This is a genomic window from Emticicia aquatilis (assembly GCF_014644295.1).
Lineage (GTDB): Bacteria > Bacteroidota > Bacteroidia > Cytophagales > Spirosomataceae > Emticicia > Emticicia aquatilis.
Genome location: NZ_BMKK01000008.1, coordinates 113,181 through 131,848, shown reverse-complemented (window position 1 = coordinate 131,848; position 18,668 = coordinate 113,181). Strand labels below are relative to the sequence as shown.

Annotated in this window: 13 protein-coding genes; 4 read left to right on the top strand and 9 right to left on the bottom strand. The window is 37.9% G+C overall.

Annotated features, from left to right (window positions below; genetic code table 11):
• Nucleotides 1–22 precede the first annotated feature (22 nt).
• On the bottom strand, nucleotides 23–2,350 hold the full coding sequence (locus IEX65_RS18920; RefSeq protein ID WP_188768235.1) for a 3-coathanger stack domain-containing protein: 2,328 nt from the start codon (nucleotides 2,348–2,350) through the stop codon (nucleotides 23–25).
• A gap of 570 nt (nucleotides 2,351–2,920) precedes the next feature.
• Here IEX65_RS18920 and IEX65_RS18915 point away from each other — a divergent pair.
• Nucleotides 2,921–3,370 (top strand): SRPBCC family protein, encoded by a 450-nt coding sequence (locus IEX65_RS18915; protein WP_188768233.1) that lies wholly within the window; start codon nucleotides 2,921–2,923, stop codon nucleotides 3,368–3,370.
• 138 nt (nucleotides 3,371–3,508) lie between these two features.
• Nucleotides 3,509–4,801 carry a dicarboxylate/amino acid:cation symporter gene (locus IEX65_RS18910; protein ID WP_188768231.1) on the top strand — a complete coding sequence of 431 codons (1,293 nt, stop codon included), beginning with the start codon at nucleotides 3,509–3,511 and terminating at the stop codon, nucleotides 4,799–4,801.
• An 86-nt stretch (nucleotides 4,802–4,887) separates the two neighbouring features.
• Here IEX65_RS18910 and sufD read toward each other — a convergent pair whose 3' ends face one another.
• From sufD to IEX65_RS18870, 8 genes are all read right to left on the bottom strand, one after another.
• Nucleotides 4,888–6,222 carry a Fe-S cluster assembly protein SufD gene (gene sufD, locus IEX65_RS18905; RefSeq protein ID WP_188768229.1) on the bottom strand — a complete coding sequence of 445 codons (1,335 nt, stop codon included), beginning with the start codon at nucleotides 6,220–6,222 and terminating at the stop codon, nucleotides 4,888–4,890.
• A gap of 51 nt (nucleotides 6,223–6,273) precedes the next feature.
• A complete protein-coding gene (locus tag IEX65_RS18900; protein ID WP_188768227.1) occupies nucleotides 6,274–6,654 on the bottom strand; it encodes a RidA family protein in 381 nt (126 codons plus the stop codon).
• Between the two features lie 80 nt (nucleotides 6,655–6,734).
• Nucleotides 6,735–7,499 (bottom strand): Fe-S cluster assembly ATPase SufC, encoded by a 765-nt coding sequence (sufC, locus tag IEX65_RS18895; protein WP_188768225.1) that lies wholly within the window; start codon nucleotides 7,497–7,499, stop codon nucleotides 6,735–6,737.
• A 195-nt stretch (nucleotides 7,500–7,694) separates the two neighbouring features.
• Entirely contained in the window at nucleotides 7,695–8,741 is a 1,047-nt protein-coding gene (locus IEX65_RS18890; protein WP_188768223.1) for an adenylate/guanylate cyclase domain-containing protein, read from the bottom strand.
• Entirely contained in the window at nucleotides 8,738–9,112 is a 375-nt protein-coding gene (locus IEX65_RS18885; RefSeq protein WP_188768221.1) for a response regulator, read from the bottom strand. Before IEX65_RS18885 ends, IEX65_RS18890 begins: the two co-directional genes overlap by 4 nt.
• A gap of 37 nt (nucleotides 9,113–9,149) precedes the next feature.
• Nucleotides 9,150–11,159, bottom strand: coding sequence for an ATP-binding protein (locus tag IEX65_RS18880; RefSeq protein WP_188768219.1), 2,010 nt, complete (start codon nucleotides 11,157–11,159; stop codon nucleotides 9,150–9,152).
• Nucleotides 11,160–11,166: 7 nt separating this feature from the next.
• Nucleotides 11,167–12,528 carry a sensor histidine kinase gene (locus tag IEX65_RS18875; RefSeq protein WP_229250777.1) on the bottom strand — a complete coding sequence of 454 codons (1,362 nt, stop codon included), beginning with the start codon at nucleotides 12,526–12,528 and terminating at the stop codon, nucleotides 11,167–11,169.
• A 22-nt stretch (nucleotides 12,529–12,550) separates the two neighbouring features.
• Nucleotides 12,551–15,736 carry a cyclic nucleotide-binding domain-containing protein gene (locus tag IEX65_RS18870; protein ID WP_188768217.1) on the bottom strand — a complete coding sequence of 1,062 codons (3,186 nt, stop codon included), beginning with the start codon at nucleotides 15,734–15,736 and terminating at the stop codon, nucleotides 12,551–12,553.
• 356 nt (nucleotides 15,737–16,092) lie between these two features.
• Here IEX65_RS18870 and IEX65_RS18865 point away from each other — a divergent pair, with 356 nt between their 5' ends.
• Entirely contained in the window at nucleotides 16,093–17,526 is a 1,434-nt protein-coding gene (locus IEX65_RS18865) for an arginine deiminase family protein (RefSeq protein WP_188768216.1), read from the top strand.
• Nucleotides 17,527–17,661: 135 nt separating this feature from the next.
• Nucleotides 17,662–18,591: a citrulline utilization hydrolase CtlX gene (ctlX, locus tag IEX65_RS18860; RefSeq protein WP_188768211.1), complete on the top strand. Its 930-nt coding sequence runs from the start codon at nucleotides 17,662–17,664 to the stop codon at nucleotides 18,589–18,591.
• Nucleotides 18,592–18,668: the final 77 nt, after the last annotated feature.

Genomic DNA, 18,668 nt, shown 5'->3' with positions numbered 1-18,668 from the left:
ATAACATTTTTTAAACATCAAATCACTTACTACTACCACACCCATCAATAAAGGCCTCGAAGATGGCTCCTTGCTCAACCTTAAACCCTGGATTTAGTAAGATTTTCTTGGCTGCATCATATTTGATATTAGCTCCGTTTTCCAGCAAATTCGATGCTGTGATTGTATCTGGAGACTCAAATTTTGTGATGCTCCCATTAGATAATTTCTTGGTTAAATCATAACCAAAACATGGTGGTTCGCCTTGTATATAGACGGTAAAACTCTTGGGAGGTAACGAAATGAAAATCCGATTTTGGGCATCGGTAGTTGTAGTCAGCGTTGAAGATTTCTGAAGAATGTCAGTAAATTTTGTTCCTGCTGGATAACGACCAGTGTTTGCTATTAAGTGATTTACTTTCAAGCTATCATTATCAAAGTTGATGGCTACAATTACTTCACGCTTACCAGCACTTCCAGTTGAGTCGAGTTGATAAATCAGGCTTCTCCAATGTTTTCCTTTTTGATAAAAATTCGGTGAAGGTATAGGATTAGTTGCACCACCATAATGATTAAGATAATGGACAGTTTGCGAGCCATTAATAAATCGCTTCTGAATCTGTAAAAGTTGGTCTATTTCTTTTTTCAAAGGCTGAAAACCTGTTGGATGATAATCAAAACCATAAGTATCAGTACCATAGGTTGTATTATGTGCAGGATAGCCATAGTAGTCGGGATAAAAAACCGTAGGTACACCCAACTGATTATTTGTTAGAATATAAGCATAAGCCAATATCGGATTTTGCCAAATCAAAGCATCGCCATAGGTTGGATTTGAACTTCTGAAATCGTGATTATTCACAAACGTCACTAAATTGAAACCACTCATGCCACGAGCATCTCTGAAACTATTATAAAAAGCATATCGGGCATCAGCACCATTATCACAGGCTTGCTTGAGGGCATCTCTCAAAGCAAAATCAAATACCTTTGGTTGAATTGCCGTTCTTGCCGCTGCACTCATCGACGCATTGACATCAGCTACCCAATTTTGAATGGCAGGATTCTCCTGCCCATACCACTCTCCTACCACAAAATCCGGGATTTTATTAGCATTATACATTTCAGTAAGCATCTTTCCAACGAAATTTGCTTCAAAATGTTTAATTGCATCCATTCTCAGCCCTCTAACATTCAATTCATCATAGGCCCATTTTGTCCAAGCAATCAAAGTATCACGTGCCATTGATTGATTATGGTCATAATCATAAAAATAATCCATGCTTTGCATACTCCATTGTGGTCCCAAACAAGTAGTAGTTGCCCCACCAGTTGTGCTTGGCCCACCTTCATTCCAGTTTGGTCTGAATGATTTCCAATTACTTCCGCCACGTCCACTGGGCAAGCCAGTAAAATCAGTATAAGTTTGGAATTGAACTTTATAGGCAGCCGAATTCCAATTTGATGGATTCGCAATATCAGTATTTTGGCCTGTGTACCAAATCTTTGAAATTCGATGGTCAGTGTAATCTCCACAAAGATTGATGGCCTGAATCACCAAGGTGTCACCTGTTGAATTAAAATCTGAGGTATTTAATGTAATTTTAAATTCATCAATATCATTCGCAAAATCAAATGTATTCCAATAACCTTGTTTTAGATTGGTTACAAATTCAGCACCCGAAGCAGCAATATCAGAATTGACCTTGACAGCCGTATTCTTTGGGTCACAACCATTCACAAAATCCCAGGCCTGCCCGCCACCTGCTTTGGTTGTGGTTGCAAAAAACATGATTTTCTTCCCAACATACCCGCCCGAACGAGAGCCTATACTCACATAATATGTACCCGTACCTAAACCAGTAGAACCTCCAATCGGAATAATCATTCGCACACGGTCAGAAGGAAACGGTGATTTATAAGATGTACCAGGGCAAGAACCATCGTTTCTTCCTGCATAAAACAACATATATTCTTTTACGGCATTATTGGCTTCGGGTTTTCCACCATCACGATGATTATAAACCATATCCCCCACCGCTTTTAGATTATTCTGCCCAAAAGTGGTTATCATATCCTTTATCTCTTGTTTCGTACCGAGCGATGTCTGAGTAGAATTTTGCCCGATAAATAAATCTTTAGGGTCATAGCCACCTGATTTATTTCCATTACCAGCAAAAGGCGGAAACCAGATATGTGTAAATCCAGCGGCAGAGAGTTCGGGGGCTTTATTTTTGAGGGTATCTGACCAATTATAGCCTTGGCCTGTCTTCGGATAATCCCAATAAAAACCTTGTAGAAGCACCTGTTGTGCGAAAATAGAAGTTAGTCCCCCGAGATACACCCAGAGGAAAAGCGTGAAGCGTTTCATTTTAATTATTTGGTTATAAGTATTGTCGTAAAACCAAATTTAGCATAAATGTTGTATTTGTCAAGATTAAAGTATTACTTTTTTTATAACACTTATAATTATATTGAGATTGTTAACAAAACACGAAATACAATAGAAACTATACCCCAACAAAAAAGCCGTCTCAAACGAAACGGCTCTTTGTGTACAACCCTAACCACTATGATGAAACATAATCTACTTAATATATCTTCGTTGGCCGAAACTTCGACCAATGCTTAAAAATCTTCCTAATTCTAAAAAATGATAGAGTTCGTATATCCCCAAAGCAAGCAAAACACCTACTAATAAAAATTGTAGGGGGTAAATCAGTATTAAATGACCGAGACTTGTGTAAATTTCTAAAAACATAACGTTGCTTTTTGGGGTTATTTGAACATAACAAAGGTCTGAAAGTATTTTCAATAATTTTAGCGTAAAAACCCCTGATTTTTAGTACGTATTTCACGGTATTTCTACTTACGTAGCTGCCACTCAGACCATTTTCCTTTCTTAAATTATTCTTTATATACTCACAAAAGCATTCAAACAATGAAAATAAACATCGAAACCGCTGTCAATCAATCGGTTAGTGAAGTATGGGAACAATTTGATGATAAATTGCTGCTCAAACTCTCTCCGCCATTTCCTCCTGTGAAGCTTATATCATTTGGACAGAAAATTGGCGAAAAAGTTACATTTGAACTAAACTTTTTTATTATACGGCAACTTTGGGTGAGCGAAATCACAGATTCTTATTTATCGGCCGAAGAATCATTCTTTATTGATGAGGGAGTGCAACTACCTTTTTTTCTAAAATACTGGAAACATAAGCACCGAATTGTAAGAGATAATGCCACTTCGGGAAGTAAAATTATTGATGAAATAGAATTTCGTACGCCCACTATTTTGACAGATTACATTTTTTATCCTATCTTGTATCTTCAATTCCTTTATCGCAAACCAATTTATCAGCGAATATTCAAAACCCCTAACCCCTAAAGGGGATAAAAGTCCCTAAATGCTGATGTTGGTTGACTAAAACAATGACCAAAGAAAATACTTAAAACTCTTTTAGGGCAGAGAGTAAATCAACTAACTAAAAATAACATCCTTTAGGTGGGGGATGTGAAAAACACTATGAAATTAAACATTACTTGGAAAATCTTCATCGGAATGACGGTCGGTATTATTGTCGGCTTTTTCATTCATAATCACTTTGATTTAGGGCAATTTGGTATTAAAGATGCAGTAGCACTAACTCCCGAGCAAGTAAAAGCAAATGATAGCATAAAAGATTGGAGTTCGTATCTTCAATTACTCTCTAAAATTTTCTTACGCTTGATTCAGATGATTTTAGGGCCATTAGTATTTTCTATATTGACCGTTGGAATTGCCAAATTGGGTGATTTTAAAGTAGTTGGTCGAATCGGACTTAAAACTTTAGGGTATTTTTATTTTGCCACAATTTTATCATTAGTTACGGGCTTAATTGCTGTAAATATCATGAAGCCTGGTAAAGTAATGACCCTCGATTTACCAAGTTCGGGTACAGAAACGGGTGTTGAAGCCAAGAAAATGACCCTCGAAAACTTTATCACTCACGTATTTCCGAAAAGTATATTTGAAGCACTTTCTACCAATGAAGTTCTACAAATTGTGGTATTTTCTTTGTTTTTTGGTATTGCATTAGCGGCAATAGGCGAAAAGGGCAAAAGTGTAACCAAAGCCCTCGATGCAATTTCGGAAGTAATGTTTAAAATAGTTGGCTATGTCATGACTTTCGCCCCTTATGCAGTTTTTGGTTCTGTTGCAGCCGTAATTGCCTCAAAAGGTTTAGGTGTTTTGGGTGGTTATTTATATCTAATTGTTTGTTTCTTCGCAACGCTCGCATTTTTCATTGTCATTGTTTTATGGGTGATATGCCTCACACAAAAAATTGACTATTGGAATTTATTGAAATTCGTAAAAGATGCTCTTTTCTTATCGTTTAGCACGGCAAGTTCTGAAGCTTCAATGCCATTGCAGATTGAACAACTCAAGAAATTCGGTATTTCGGAGCGTATCATCAGCTTCGTATTGCCACTTGGTTATTCGTTTAATCTTGATGGTTCGATGATGTACATGACTTTTGCAACAGGCTTTATTGCTCAAATCTACGGTATCGAACTTACACTTGGCCAACAGATAACAATGCTACTTACTCTCTTACTGACAAGTAAAGGTATTGCAGGTGTGCCTCGTGCGTCTTTGGTTGTAATTGCTGGTACGCTTACTATGTTTGGCCTTCCGCAAGAAGGTATTAGTTTAGTATTAGCAGTTGACTGGTTACTTGATATGGGCCGTTCTGCCACATCGGTTGCAGGTAATGCAGTAGCAACGGCAGTAGTAGCCAAATGGGAAGGAGAAATGGGCGAAAGCCAGCCTTTGTAGAGTTCGATTTACAAATATGAATCAAATAAAAAAACCGCCTTATAGCAAAAACTATAAGGCGGTTTTAATTATGTTTCAAAAATAATTTATCGAGCTGCTTCTAATTTTTCAAGAATCAATTCTTCGATATATTCTCTGATTGAATCAATCTTTATTTGCGTAACAACATCTTGAGCAAATGCTAAAAGTTGTAAACGAATAGCTTCTTTTTTCGGAATACCTCTTGACTGCATGTAGAAAATAGCTTCGTCGTTGAGTTGACCAGTAGTTGTTCCATGCGAGCATTTTACATCATCAGCCCAAATTTCCAACTGAGGTTTGGTATTCATGGTTGCTTCATCAGAAGTTACTACGTTACGGCAATTTTGATAAGCATTGGTTTTCTGAGCATCTTCTCTTACGAAAATCTTTCCGTTAAACACACCCGTCGATTTATCCATCAAAATACCTTTGTATAGCTCATTACTTTCGCAATTTGGCTTTTGGTGGTCAACCAATGTATGGTTATCTACGTGTTGCTTGCCATTTGGCACATAAAGGCCATATAAATGGCTTTCGATATGCTCACCATCAAGCACAACATTGAGGTTATTTCTTACAAATCCACCATTGAGGGTTGCAGTAGCTGCATAGAAGTAACTACGACCTTTTTGATACACTTGTGTTGTGCCAATGTGATACGATTTGTCGCTTTCGTTCTGTACTTTGTAATAATCTACCATCGCCGACTCTCCAACGATGATTTCGGTAACAGTATTCACAAAAGCAGCCTCATCACCAACTGTACGATAAGCTTCAGCAATTTTAACTTGTGAGTTTTGCCCCACAACAATCAAATTACGTGGCTGTGAACCTACATTTGCAGTACGAGCATCAGCAATGAATCGGAGGATGATTGGCTCTTCAACTACCTTATTATCAGCTACTTTTACTACTACACCATCGTTTGATAGAGCAGTATTAAGAGCAGTGAAAGCATCGGTTTCGTAATTGGCATACTTACCAAAGTATCCTTCGATTAATTCGGGTTGTTGAGCCAATGCTACCGAAAATGGCAATACTTGAAGTTTACTCTCAGGAGTTGCTATTTGCGATAACTCAGCATTATAAACACCATTGATAAAATACAAAACATTACCAGTAAGATGCGGCAATGGAATTTTCTCAAGGTCTGTTTGATTGAAATCGGTTTTAGTATGAAAATCGAATGTTTGTTTTACTAAATTACTAACATTCGAATATTTCCATTCTTCGTGACGAATCGTCGGGAAACCCAATTTATCGAAGCTTTTCATGGCTTCACTACGCAATTGATGAACTGGCAAAGCACTCTTACCATTCAAAACCGCCTGTGAAGTCTGAAAATCGGCTATTAATTCAGCCTTTAGGTTTGCACCGTCTTTATTTTCTATTGAACTCATTATTCAAAATTATCTATAATCAATTTCTCCGAACAATTTCGGAAAATTGTTCTACAATTCTGCAATTGCTTCTAATTCTACTTTATATCCAAAATGTAATTCAGGTACTGGAATAATAGAGCGTGTTGGTCGATGTTCGCCAAAAAAATGAGCATATAAATCGTTTACAACTCCCCAATTCTCGCCTCCTGTGATATACACCGTAGATTTTACTACTTTATCAGAAGTTAATCCAACTTCCTGCAAAATCTGTTTCAGATTATCAAACACGACTGTCAGTTGCACTTCAATACTTGACTCGACTGGCAATTTTTCGGCCGTTTTGATTTTTATCGGCAAAATTCCCGAAGTAAAAAGAAGTCCACCACTCACAATAGCTTGCGAATAATGCCCTACTGGCCTCGGACTATCTTTAACTTGAATTTTCTGCATAAAAATTAGTTTTGAATGATAGAATGAGTGAATGATAGAATTTTTAATATTCCTTCATTCTATCATTCACTCATTGAATATTATGCTACCTCAAGAGCATCCACTTCGTTCTTAATCCAATCGTAGCCTTTTTCTTCTAATTCAAGAGCCAATTCTTTTGTTCCTGATTTTACAATGCGTCCTTTATAAAGTACGTGTACGAAGTCTGGCACGATATAGTCAAGTAAACGTTGGTAGTGAGTAACTACTACGAAAGAGCGTTTTTCGTCACGGAGTTGATTTACACCTTCAGCTACAATACGAAGAGCATCAATATCAAGACCTGAATCTGTCTCGTCCAAAAGTCCTAAAGTTGGCTCAAGCATAGCCATTTGGAAGATTTCGTTGCGTTTTTTCTCACCACCCGAAAAACCTTCATTGAGTGAACGTTTTAATAGAGCATCATCAATTTTTACCAATTTTGCTTTCTCTTTCATTCTCTTCAAGAACTGAGCAGCATCAAGAGGCTCTTGGCCGTTATATTTTCTGATTTCGTTGAGAGCCGTTTTTAAGAAATTAATGGTTGTTACGCCCGGAATCTCAACTGGATATTGAAAAGCCAAGAAAATACCTTCGGCAGCACGTTTTTCAGGTGCTAAATCAAGTAGGTCTTTGCCATTGAAAGTAACAGAACCTTCGGTTACTTCGTAGTCTTCACGACCTGCTAAAACCGATGCTAAAGTACTTTTCCCCGAACCATTTGGCCCCATGATGGCATGTACTTCGCCTGGTTTAATCTCTAAATTGATTCCACGTAATATTTCTTTCTCCTCAATTCTGGCGTGTAAATTACTGATAGTGAGCATTTTTATTATTTTGCTTATGATAAACTTAGTGAATATCTGCGAATCAGGATTAGGGCAGCGTGCCGCTTTTATCCTCAAATTATCCGCAAAGATACAATCAAAATAGCCAAGATGCTATTCTTATCTATAATAACTCTAAATAATGTCGAGTTGTTCCGCTATTCTCAGAAATTTTGCACGTTTTTTTGTATTTTTTCAAGAAACAACCTCATAAACTTTTACTGGTAAGGCTTTATTCTTGAGATTTATCTCACCTACTTCTTGACAAGTAAATGATTCTCGGACTTTTAGGTAAGCTTCTTCGCTCAATAAAATCTGGCTTGGTTTAGCAGCAGATTGTAATCGCTGGGCTGTATTTACAACGTCTCCGATGACAGTGTAGTCGAGTCTTCGAAGTGAGGCCGAGCCGATATTGCCCGAAATTACCTCACCTGTATTGATACCGATTGAAACTTTAGGAAGGTATTTGATATGATTTGGAAGACTTTCTTCGATATTATTTATTTGCTCCCGAACGGCCAACGCCGCTTCAATTGCTCGGTCGAGGTGGTAATCGCCCTTAAAAACAGCCATGACGGCATCGCCCATAAATTTATCAATGTGCCCGCCTTGACCAATTATTTCTTTGACCATCACATCAAAGTATTTATTGATGAGATTTACAACAATATCGGGCGATTCTTTCTCAGAAATAGCTGTAAAACCACAAATATCCACAAAAAGCACTGATGCTTGAATGGTTTCGTTGGCCGTCAATGATGTTTCAAATTCGTGGCTTCCCATAAATTTAAGTACATTTTCATCGACATACATTTTTAAGATATTATTTTCTTTGATGGCTTGAAGGGTTTCTCGGAGTTGAATAACGTGTTTGAGAGTTTTCTCAACGGTCAATTCTAAGTCTTCAAAGTTGATGGGTTTGCACAGAAAATCAAATGCACCACGATTCATGGCTACTCTGATATTATCCATATCTCCGTAAGCCGAAACAATCACTGCTTTGAGCAATGGACTTTCTTCGGCAAGTCTTGAAAGCAAGGTCAATCCATCCATTTCTGGCATATTGATGTCGCTCAAAACCATATCTATATCTGGGTTTTCATGCAATATACGCAGTGCTTCGGCTCCATTTGATGCAAAGGAGAATTCGTACACTTTTTCTCTGATTTGTCGGCGGAATTTTTGTTTGATGAGCAACTCTAAGTCCGCTTCATCATCAACTACCATTATTTTGGCGTTCATAGCGAGCTTTTAAGTTTTTGTTTGAGTTCGGTAAAGTCAAGTGGTTTAGTCAGAAAATCATTAGCTCCCAAAGCCATCGCTTGGTCGTGGCTTTGGACATCGCCGTAGGCGGTTATCATCATAATTGTTGGCGGCGAAGTAGGTGATTTTGAGCGAATCTGACGTAAAAGTTCGATGCCACTCATGCCAGGCATATTGATGTCGGAAAGTATTAAAACAGCTTCTAAGTCTTGGCCTTTGAGGTATTCAAGGGCTTCTTCGCCTGAACCACTAAAGGCAAAATCAAATTCGCCAGCACGAATTTCTCTACGGAATCGCTGTTCAAAAAGTACTCTTACATCTTCTTCGTCATCAACAACTAATATTTTCATAGAATTTCGGTCTATTTTATCGCATTTGAAATCACTTTCAAATATAAGGTAATTTAATGATAAATGTTGTTCCTTTACCTTCAGTACTTTCAACTTCGAGCGTACCTCCATGCCCTTTTGTAATAATATCATAACTTAATGAAAGCCCTAAACCTGTTCCTTCACCTGTGGGTTTTGTAGTAAAAAATGGTTGAAAGATTTTGGCTTTGGTGGCTTCTGACATTCCTATGCCGTTGTCTGTTACTTTTATAATTACTTGGTTTTCAGACTGTTGGGTGGAAACCAAAACCTTGCCCAGATGTCCCACACCTTCGAGGTGTGAGACTTCTTTTACCGCATAAAAAGCATTGTTAAATAAATTCAATAATACTCGACCTAAATCTTGTGGAATTACCTCGATTTTTGGCAAATTTATGTCAAAATCAGTTTTAAAATCAGAGTTAAATGACTTATCTTTTGCTCTCAATCCGTGATAGGAGAGCCTTAAATATTCATCTGCCAAAGCATTTATATCGGTCAATTCTTTTTCGCTCGAACTTGAGCGTGAATGTTGTAACATCCCTTTCACAATACTACTCGCCCGCTTGCCATGTTGATTGATTTTTTGCTGATTTTGGGTTAAATCTCCAATGATTTCATCAATATATTCCTTGTCCTTTTCTGGAATACTTACTTTTTCTATTTCTTCCTTCAATTCTTGGGCGAGGTCGATGCTTAATTCCGAAAAATTATTAACAAAATTCAACGGATTCTGAATTTCGTGAGCAATACCAGCCGTAAGTTCGCCCAACGACGCCAGTTTTTCAGATTGAATTAACTGTGCTTGAGTGGCTTTCAAATCTTGCAAGGCTTTTTCTGCTTTGGCTCGTTGCGTATCTATTTCTTCTTTCTGACTATGCAATATCTGATTGGCCTTGTGCTTGATTTTATTATTTCGATAAAGGAAGAAAAGCACCAAAAGTACAATAATGAGTAGTGTCGAAAGACCATATATTTTGATTTTATCTTCGAGGTCTGCTTGATGAACTTCACTTCGACGTTGGATTATTAACTCACGTTCTTTTTCATCATACGCAAGACGTTCTATTTGTCGAATTTGTTCTTCATTAAAAAGGCTATCTTTTTCGGCCGTTGCAATTTTGGTGTAGAATAAAGCTGATTTTAAATCATTTTTCTTTTCGTATAATTCCGAAAGTAGTTGTGCCGAAAATACTGTAATGGGAATAAACTGATTTTCGTTGGAGCGTGTGAGTGCTTTTTTTGCATAAAATATCGCCGAATCGAGTTGATTAGAAGCCTTAAAAACACTGGCTAAACCATAGTAAACTCGTCCTTCGTGGAATTTTGCTTGAAAAGAAAGGCTTTTACGGAAATATGCCAAAGCCGAATCTCTTTGATTAAGAGCCGAAAAAGTGCTTCCGATATAATAACTGGTTGTTGATAATTGGTGTGCGGCTTTCTTTGTTATTAAATTTTGATACGCATTTTTGAAGAACCCAAGTGCTTTCTGAAATTGGCCCATATCTTTATAGACATATCCAGAGGTTTGATTGAGCGAATAATCAAGGTCTGGAATTTGCAAAGAATCTCGAACCAGATGGGCTTTTGAGAGATACTCTAAAGCACTTTTAAATTGTTTTCGATTGGTGTAAAGTAAGGCTAATTTCAGATTTATATTGACAATTTCTTTTGTCATTTGGCTTTTTCCAGCCAAATACCTTGCTTCTAAAAGCTTATTGAGTGCCTCAGCATAATCAGAAGTATTGAGCATGATTTGCCCAGACGATAAAGCACTCAGAATTTTACCTTTATCATATTTAATTTTGCTTGCCAATGCCCACGCTTCTCGCCCATAACGCAATGCTTGTGTAGGATTACTGGCAGTTAGGGCAGCAGTTAGCTTATCTAAAATCAGGATTTTTGAAGTATCGTGTTTGGCCTTTGTCAGTTCATTTTTGAGGCTATCTACCGAAACAGCCTTGAAAAATTGTGCAAAAAGCACATTTGTAGTGGAGATAAACAAAAACAAACAAATGTACTTTTTCATAAAGCCCTTATTTTAAAGGTAATGTAATGATAAACTCCGTTCCTTCGCCTTCGGTGCTTTCAACTTCGAGTGTTCCTGCATGCCCTTTTGTGATAATATCATAACTCAACGAAAGTCCCAAACCTGTGCCTTGTCCAGTTGGTTTGGTGGTGAAAAATGGTTGAAAAATCTTCGTCTTTATGCTTTCGGGCATTCCACCACCGTTGTCGGTAATCGTAACTATTAAATCTTCTTGCGGATTCACTTTTGTGGCTACCGTAACTGTTGGTTTGTAGCCTTCAATTCCTTGTTTGGCTTTTTGCTGAACTGCATAAAACGCATTATTGATAATATTGAGCAAAACTCGACCAAAATCTTGAGGTATAATCTCTATTTTTGGCAAATTTGGGTCTAAAATAGTCTTGAAATCGGCATTGAAAGTTTTGTCTTTGGCTCTTAGACCGTGATAACTCAGACGTAAGTATTCATCGGCCAGTGCGTTTATATCGGTCAATTCTTTTTGCCCGTTGCTGGCTCTCGAATGCTGCAACATTCCTCGCACGATACTCGCTGCACGTTGTCCGTGATGTGTAATTTTTTGTTGATTCTGACTTATATCACTCAAAATTTCGGCGATATAAGTTTTGTCGAAATCATCTTTATCGAGTTCTTCTTGTAATTCTTGACAAAGTTCAACCGAAACTTCTGAAAAATTATTAACAAAATTGAGCGGATTCTGGATTTCGTGGGCAATTCCTGCCGTAAGTTCGCCCAAAGACGCCATTTTTTCGGCTTGAATTAATTGATTTTGTGTAGTTTTTAGTTCTTCAAGGGCTTCTTCCAGCGATTCTTTCTGTTTTCTTAATTCGGCAGTGCGTTCGGCTACTTGGTATTCGAGTTCTTGTTTCTTTGCTTCAATTATTCTTCTTTCTGCTTCGGCTTTATCACGCACTACCTTATCACGTTTGGCTTGTCGTTGGGCATAAATCGTAAAACCTAAAACCCACATAAAGGCAAACCCACGGGCGGTATCGAAATAATCTTTGTTATCTTTAAAAAAGTTGGGTGTAAGAAATAAAAAAAAGTCGTTGATGAGATATACAAAAGCTGCTGGCACAAAAGCAATAGACAACATTCGGGCAGGCGGAAAGCCTTTTGAACGCTGAACAGCAAACAGTACAGTCAAACAAATAATTGTTGAATAGGATGTTTCGTAGCCCGCTAAATTTATCAGCATCGACAAAAGCATCATTCCGAGCCACGCAAAGTTCAATATAGTATGGAGCCTGTGGTCACGAGTCTTTGTTTCTAAGATTTTTGTGACAACACCCATTACAACCGCCATCGTGGAAGTTGCAATTACAACATCGCTAAAATCAATTTTACTCATCGAAATTGTGGGTTTAATATTTTTAACTCAATCTTCTGATTTTGTCATTTTGATTTCTGATTCTTTGACAAAGAATTCGTAGCACTCTTCTCAAAAGTTCGTTGCGTTCTTCCATCAAATCAAAGAAATCTTCTTGGTCGATTCTGAAAAGTAAAACATCGCTTTCTACTACCGCCGATGCAGAGCGTGGTTCGGCGTCGAGCAATGCTAATTCGCCAAATACATCACCTTTTGTAAAGGTTGCGAGCAGCGTTTCGTGGTCATAGATACCGATTTCGCCTGCATAGATGATATACATGCAATTGCCGATTTCGCCCTTTTTGAAAATCGTTTTCCCTTCGTGGAAACTAATTTCTTTCATGATTGGCACAATCGAAGTTAGCACATTTTCGGGAGTTTCGGCAAAAAGTTGGGTATTTTTCAATACAATCACTCGTTCGAGTTCGGATACAGTAGCTTTTTCGTGTGAATGACTCATATCAATCTGTTTAATATATTTTTCAAATTCGGGTTGTTGTCTGAAAACTTCATTATCGGCAAGTTTCTTGAAAGCCGCTTCTTTGACCAGCCTATTTGGGTGATTGAGGTAAGCCTCAAAAATACTTAATTCTCCCAACGAAAACTTGCTTTGTGCTGGTTTCCAAGCTTGCAATGCCTGTGCGATTGTCCAATTACCAAAATAGCGTTCACCTTTATCCAAAATCACCGAAATAATAGATTTCAGCTCAGTGTTTTTGCCGATATATTCACCAAAAATACTTTTTTTCTGTTCGATATTCGAATCATCGAGCAAAGCGTGGAGGCATTTATAAATTTCTCTTGGAATGATATTATCCAAAATTTCGAGGGCATTAGCTCGTTTTTCTTTCGATGAATGTTCAACTCCCTGCATGGCATCTTGCACGATGTCTCGGTCGTAGAGAGAGGTGAGAATATAAAAAATACGGTCAGAAGTTTGGTCTAATTCATATTGTAAAGTGTCTTTAGGCATCGAATCAAAACCATTCAATAGTTGATAAACGTGCTTAAATTCATGTTCCAAAGATTGCTCGAAAAAAGCTCGATGGATTTCATTTTTTTCAAAATTGCCCAAAGCCTTCAACGCAGCCGTACTTACTTCCCAATTTTTATTCTCGATTAAATAAAACAGCAGTTTCCGGGAGTCTTCGGTTTGATATTTCTCACAAAAACTGATAAGTTTTCTGAGAGCAAAAGTATCGTCGGTGCTTTTGAGGGAAGAAATTGTGAGGAAGCCTTCTTCGCCAATGTCAATAAGTTGCTTCAATGCTCGTTTGGCCATCGAATGACTAAACAATAATTGTGTCAACGAAACTATCATCGGTTTTGTAGCCAAACTTCCTGCGGCTTTGATAGCTTCGGGTTGAAGTTCGGTTTTCGATAAACAATCTGAAACAAAAACTTCGTATTCACTTAATTTTAAAGACTTTATGAGTCGCAAGGCCACTTGTTTCTGCTCTAAACTACTTTCAGATAAGCAATATTTATCAAGTTGCTGTTTGCCAATTTTGTTGGGAGTGGCGAGCGTGGTTGTCAGAATCCCTTCGGTCAATGCCAAATCATCAGAAATTAAGTATTCATTTATTTTTTCGTCTGTCCAAAAACCTTTTTTACTTAAAATTTGTCCGCCCAATTGTCTGCAAATTGCGTTTGGTTCGGTCGCAATATTATCGCTCAATATTTTGATACTTTCGGCACTCATTTCAAGTTTATCGGCAGCACGCAAGGCGGCTATTCGCACATTTTCTGATGAATGTTGGAGTAAATTTGGCAAGTACGCATCTAATTTTGGTGCATCGAAACGAGTTATCCAATCAATGGCACTGATAACTTCTTCGGGTTTTTCACTTACAAGATTTTTCAAGATTGCCTTGAAGGCATCTTTTTGCATCACCAATTCATCATCGCTCAAGAAACGCTTGCTCAAAGCCGATTTCAATTCAATAATATAATGACGAAACGCTCGGCTGAGGTAATACGAAGCCAAAAACGCCGAAATAACCGTAAAACCGAAGTGTATCCAAGTGAAAGAAAAATCGAAATAATACTCGGCCAAGAGCAAAAGACCTGCGATTCCCATACCGAGCGGCTCATAAAAACCTTTAGCGAGTGTGTGTCCTTTGAGGCGTTGGTGGGTAGTAAGTGGCTGAAACATCACCAAAAACACAGGGTCGAAAATGGTTCGTCGCATCACTTCAAAAAGTAAGTAAGCCGCACTAAATTCCATCCACAAGGCATTTTCATCGTTTTGAAGAGACGACAAAACGACTAAGAAAACCGAAATCATCACCGTGCCGACTGGCAAGAAAAGCAGGGCATTGCGAAGCCCGAAACGCTCAATCATTTTGCTCGAAATCAAAAGTTTCACAACCGTAGAAATCGAATATGTTATAGCCAAAATATAGCCTACGAATGCAATGACATCGTGCTGATTATGAAATTTATATTTGACATTCACAAAGAAATTATACTCAATCCATGTGGCCGACAACGAAACCGCAACTAAGCCTACGCACATCTCAAACACCAATCTACTTCCACCAAATAACTCTTGGATATACTTTGATTCGGGTTTACGCACTTTGCGTTCGGGCTGAGATTCAGGCACTTCTGTAAGCTGAAAAGTACGTTTTTGGGTAAAAAAGGCTAATAAAAATGTAAAAAAAGCTACCGAAATCAGAATTGACAAAACCGAAGTAGAATGAATAAGCACCGTAAGAATAGCACCGATGGCTTTGGCAGGAACATCGCCCGAGCCAATGACACTGAAAATACGCTTACTTTGGCGAACATCAAAAACCACCGCCGAAACTCCCCAAAACTCTAAATTGACCAATAAATAAATGATACGAAACCCAACCATGATGCCAATGGCAGTGAAAATCGAATGGCTCAGATAAACTATCATGCCCATGAGCATCGACATCACCAAAACCGATAACAAAACCCGCATACTGAGGGTTTGCAATAAATAATGGTGTTCGTAATATTCATAGATTTTACCGACACCCATCATGGCCAATGTCGAAACGATATAGGCAATCGGCAATGAGAACTCGGGGTGATTTTCGAGCAAAATGATATTGGCCGAAACGTACACCAAGACGGTTCCGATACTGATGAAAAAATTATGAAGAAAAAATAAAATTAACTGCGATTGTTCTCGATTTCGGCTAAACAAATTGGTCATTGTGGGTCTTAAATGTGAACATCGCAAGTTAGGAATTTTGCTCGAAAAACTTTTGAAATAAGTTTAATGATTTGTAATATTGCAACATAGTATGGTAATAATACAAAAAAATATAGCCCACAAAAGCCGTTTGCGTGATGAAAACTGTAGTTTCACGCCCGCAGGACTATACCGTCATTTTTGTAAACCTCACCGAATCTCAGTTTTCTTCTTTCAGCTCATGGCATTCATGGCCAATTTTGGTTTTTACTAACCCCCCGCCCCTAAAGGGGAGATTATACCATTACTTTTGATTTAAAACATAAATTCTGTCGTCTGTGGGCTGTTGTCCGTGGACTTTAACTTGTTATTTCTCAATGAACAATAATATATTTGTATCTTCCGAAGTAGGTACTTTACGCCGCCTTATTATCCATAGTCCAGATAGCGGTTTGGGCAAAGTTGTACCATCAAAAGCCCAAGATTGGCTTTTTGAAGACATCGTGCATCTCGAAACCATGCGACGAGACGAATACGATTTTTATGTAAAAATTCTTTTGTATTTTCTTGATACTGAAAAGGTTAAAGGAAAACTCAAACGAATTGATGCTGATAAATCTCGTGATTTTTATAAGCCTTCCAACAAAAAATATTTCAACTCTGATAAAGTTATTGAGTTCGAGAAATTACTTTCGGATATTCTGAAAATGCCTGCTGTGCGAACGCAACTCATTGCGGCAGTTTGTGCAGTTGAAGAGTGTTCATATCAGTTTCAGAACGAAATGGCTCAAATGTCAAATATTGATTTGGCCAGAGTGCTGATAACTGGAATTTTGCCGAACAATAAAATGCTTTTTCCGCCAATTCCGAATCTGATTTTTACTCGTGATATTGGTATTGTTGTCAACGACCATCTTTTGCTCAATAAACCTGCCAAATATGCCCGCACAAGAGAGTCGCTTTTGGCAAAATATGTATTCTTTAATCATACCATATTTAAAGATTTACAAGGAAAAATCATTGAAATTACGGAAGACGAAAACCATTTTCTATTGCCAGAAGAAGAGCAAGAAGGTCGCTTGAATACGCTCGAAGGTGGCGATGTGATGATGATTGCTCCGAATCATTTACTGATTGGTGTCAGCGAACGAACTTCGGTTGAAGCCGCCAGACAAGCCATTGATTTATTATTTGAGAAAAATGCAGTGCAGAAAGTTACGATTGTGAAAATTCCGCAAAAACGTGATTACATGCACATTGATACTATTTTTACGCAAATCAAACGCAATGTTTGGGTATTGCTTGGCTCGCTCGGTAGAATTCAAGAAGAAGCCGAAAAACAATCAATTTGGGAAGAACTCGGCCAACAACCAAGCTACGAAGCATTGACGATTAAACAATTTATCAATAAAGATGGTGTAGTAAAAGTAAAAAACTTTGCCAACCTCGAAGACTTGCTTTCATCAATAACAAAAGATGATTTGAATTGTTATGAGCCTGTAAAGTTTGTATATTCGGGCAATAATGAGTTCCCTTACGGAGCAAGAGAACAATGGACAGATTCGTGTAATTTATTGGTAGTAAAAGAAGGAATTGCCATCGGTTACGACCGAAATGATAAAACCGCTGAAGCATTCCGTGAAGCAGGTTTTCAGACAATCAGAGCAGCAGATTTGCTCGAAAAATTTGAGAAAAATGAACTTTCACCCGAAACTTTGACTGATACAATTATCATGTTGCCGTCGGCCGAACTTTCAAGAGCCAGAGGCGGCTCACATTGTATGAGTATGCCGATACTTCGTCAATTTTGAATGATAGAATGAGTGAATGATAGAATAAGTTTTTTTGTACTTTATTCTAACATTCACTCATTTGTAAAGAGAAATTTATCACTTCAAAACTGTTATTCACTCATTCTATCATTGAATCATTCAACATTAAATTTTATGCAAGCACAAACCACTTCAAACATACTAATGATTCGGCCAGTAAATTTTGCTTTTAATGAGCAAACTGCCGAAAGTAATGCTTTTCAAGATGTAAAAGCTAAGTCTTTGACTAATAACATTACGCAAGCGGATGCCCTCCGAGAATTTGATGCGATGGTAAACCAATTGCGTGCCGCTGGTGTAAATGTAATGGTCTATGACGATACCCTTGAGCCACATACGCCCGATAGTATTTTTCCGAATAACTGGATTTCGTTTCATCATTCGGGCAAGATTTGTTTGTATCCGATGCAAGCCGAAAACCGCCGTTTGGAACGTAGAAGCGACATCATTGACGATTTACGCACAAAGTTTCATGTAGAAGTTGTGCTGGATTTTACACATTTTGAGAAAGAAAATAAGTTTCTCGAAGGCACAGGCAGCATGGTTCTCGACCGAATGCACCGCACTTCTTATGCCTGTGTTTCACCAAGAACAAATGCAGAGGTTTTGGATGCTTGGGCCAAGCAAATGAATTATAAATTAGTAAAATTCACATCAGTTGATGCTCATGGCAAAGAGGTGTATCACACGAATGTTGTTATGTGTGTGGGTGATACATTTGCGGTTATTTGTTTAGAGTCAATTCCAGATTTAGATGAGCGTTTGTTAGTGAAAGAATCTTTAGCTAATAGCGGCAAACACGTCATTGAAATTTCGCTCGAACAAATGAATCAATTTGCGGGAAATATGTTGCTGGTTAAGAGTTTGAAAGGGCATAATTTGCTCGTAATGTCAACTTCGGCTTATAATTCCTTGAATCGTTCGCAAATACTCGAACTTGAAGAATACGCTGTTATTCAGCACTTTAACCTCAATATGATTGAAACTTGCGGTGGTGGTTCGGCACGCTGTATGATGGCGGAGGTACATTTGCCTGAGAAATGAATCGTAACACAATTTTCCAAATTGTAACAGTCTCAGGTAATTTGGAAAATTGCTCTACAAACTATTCCCAAAATTTC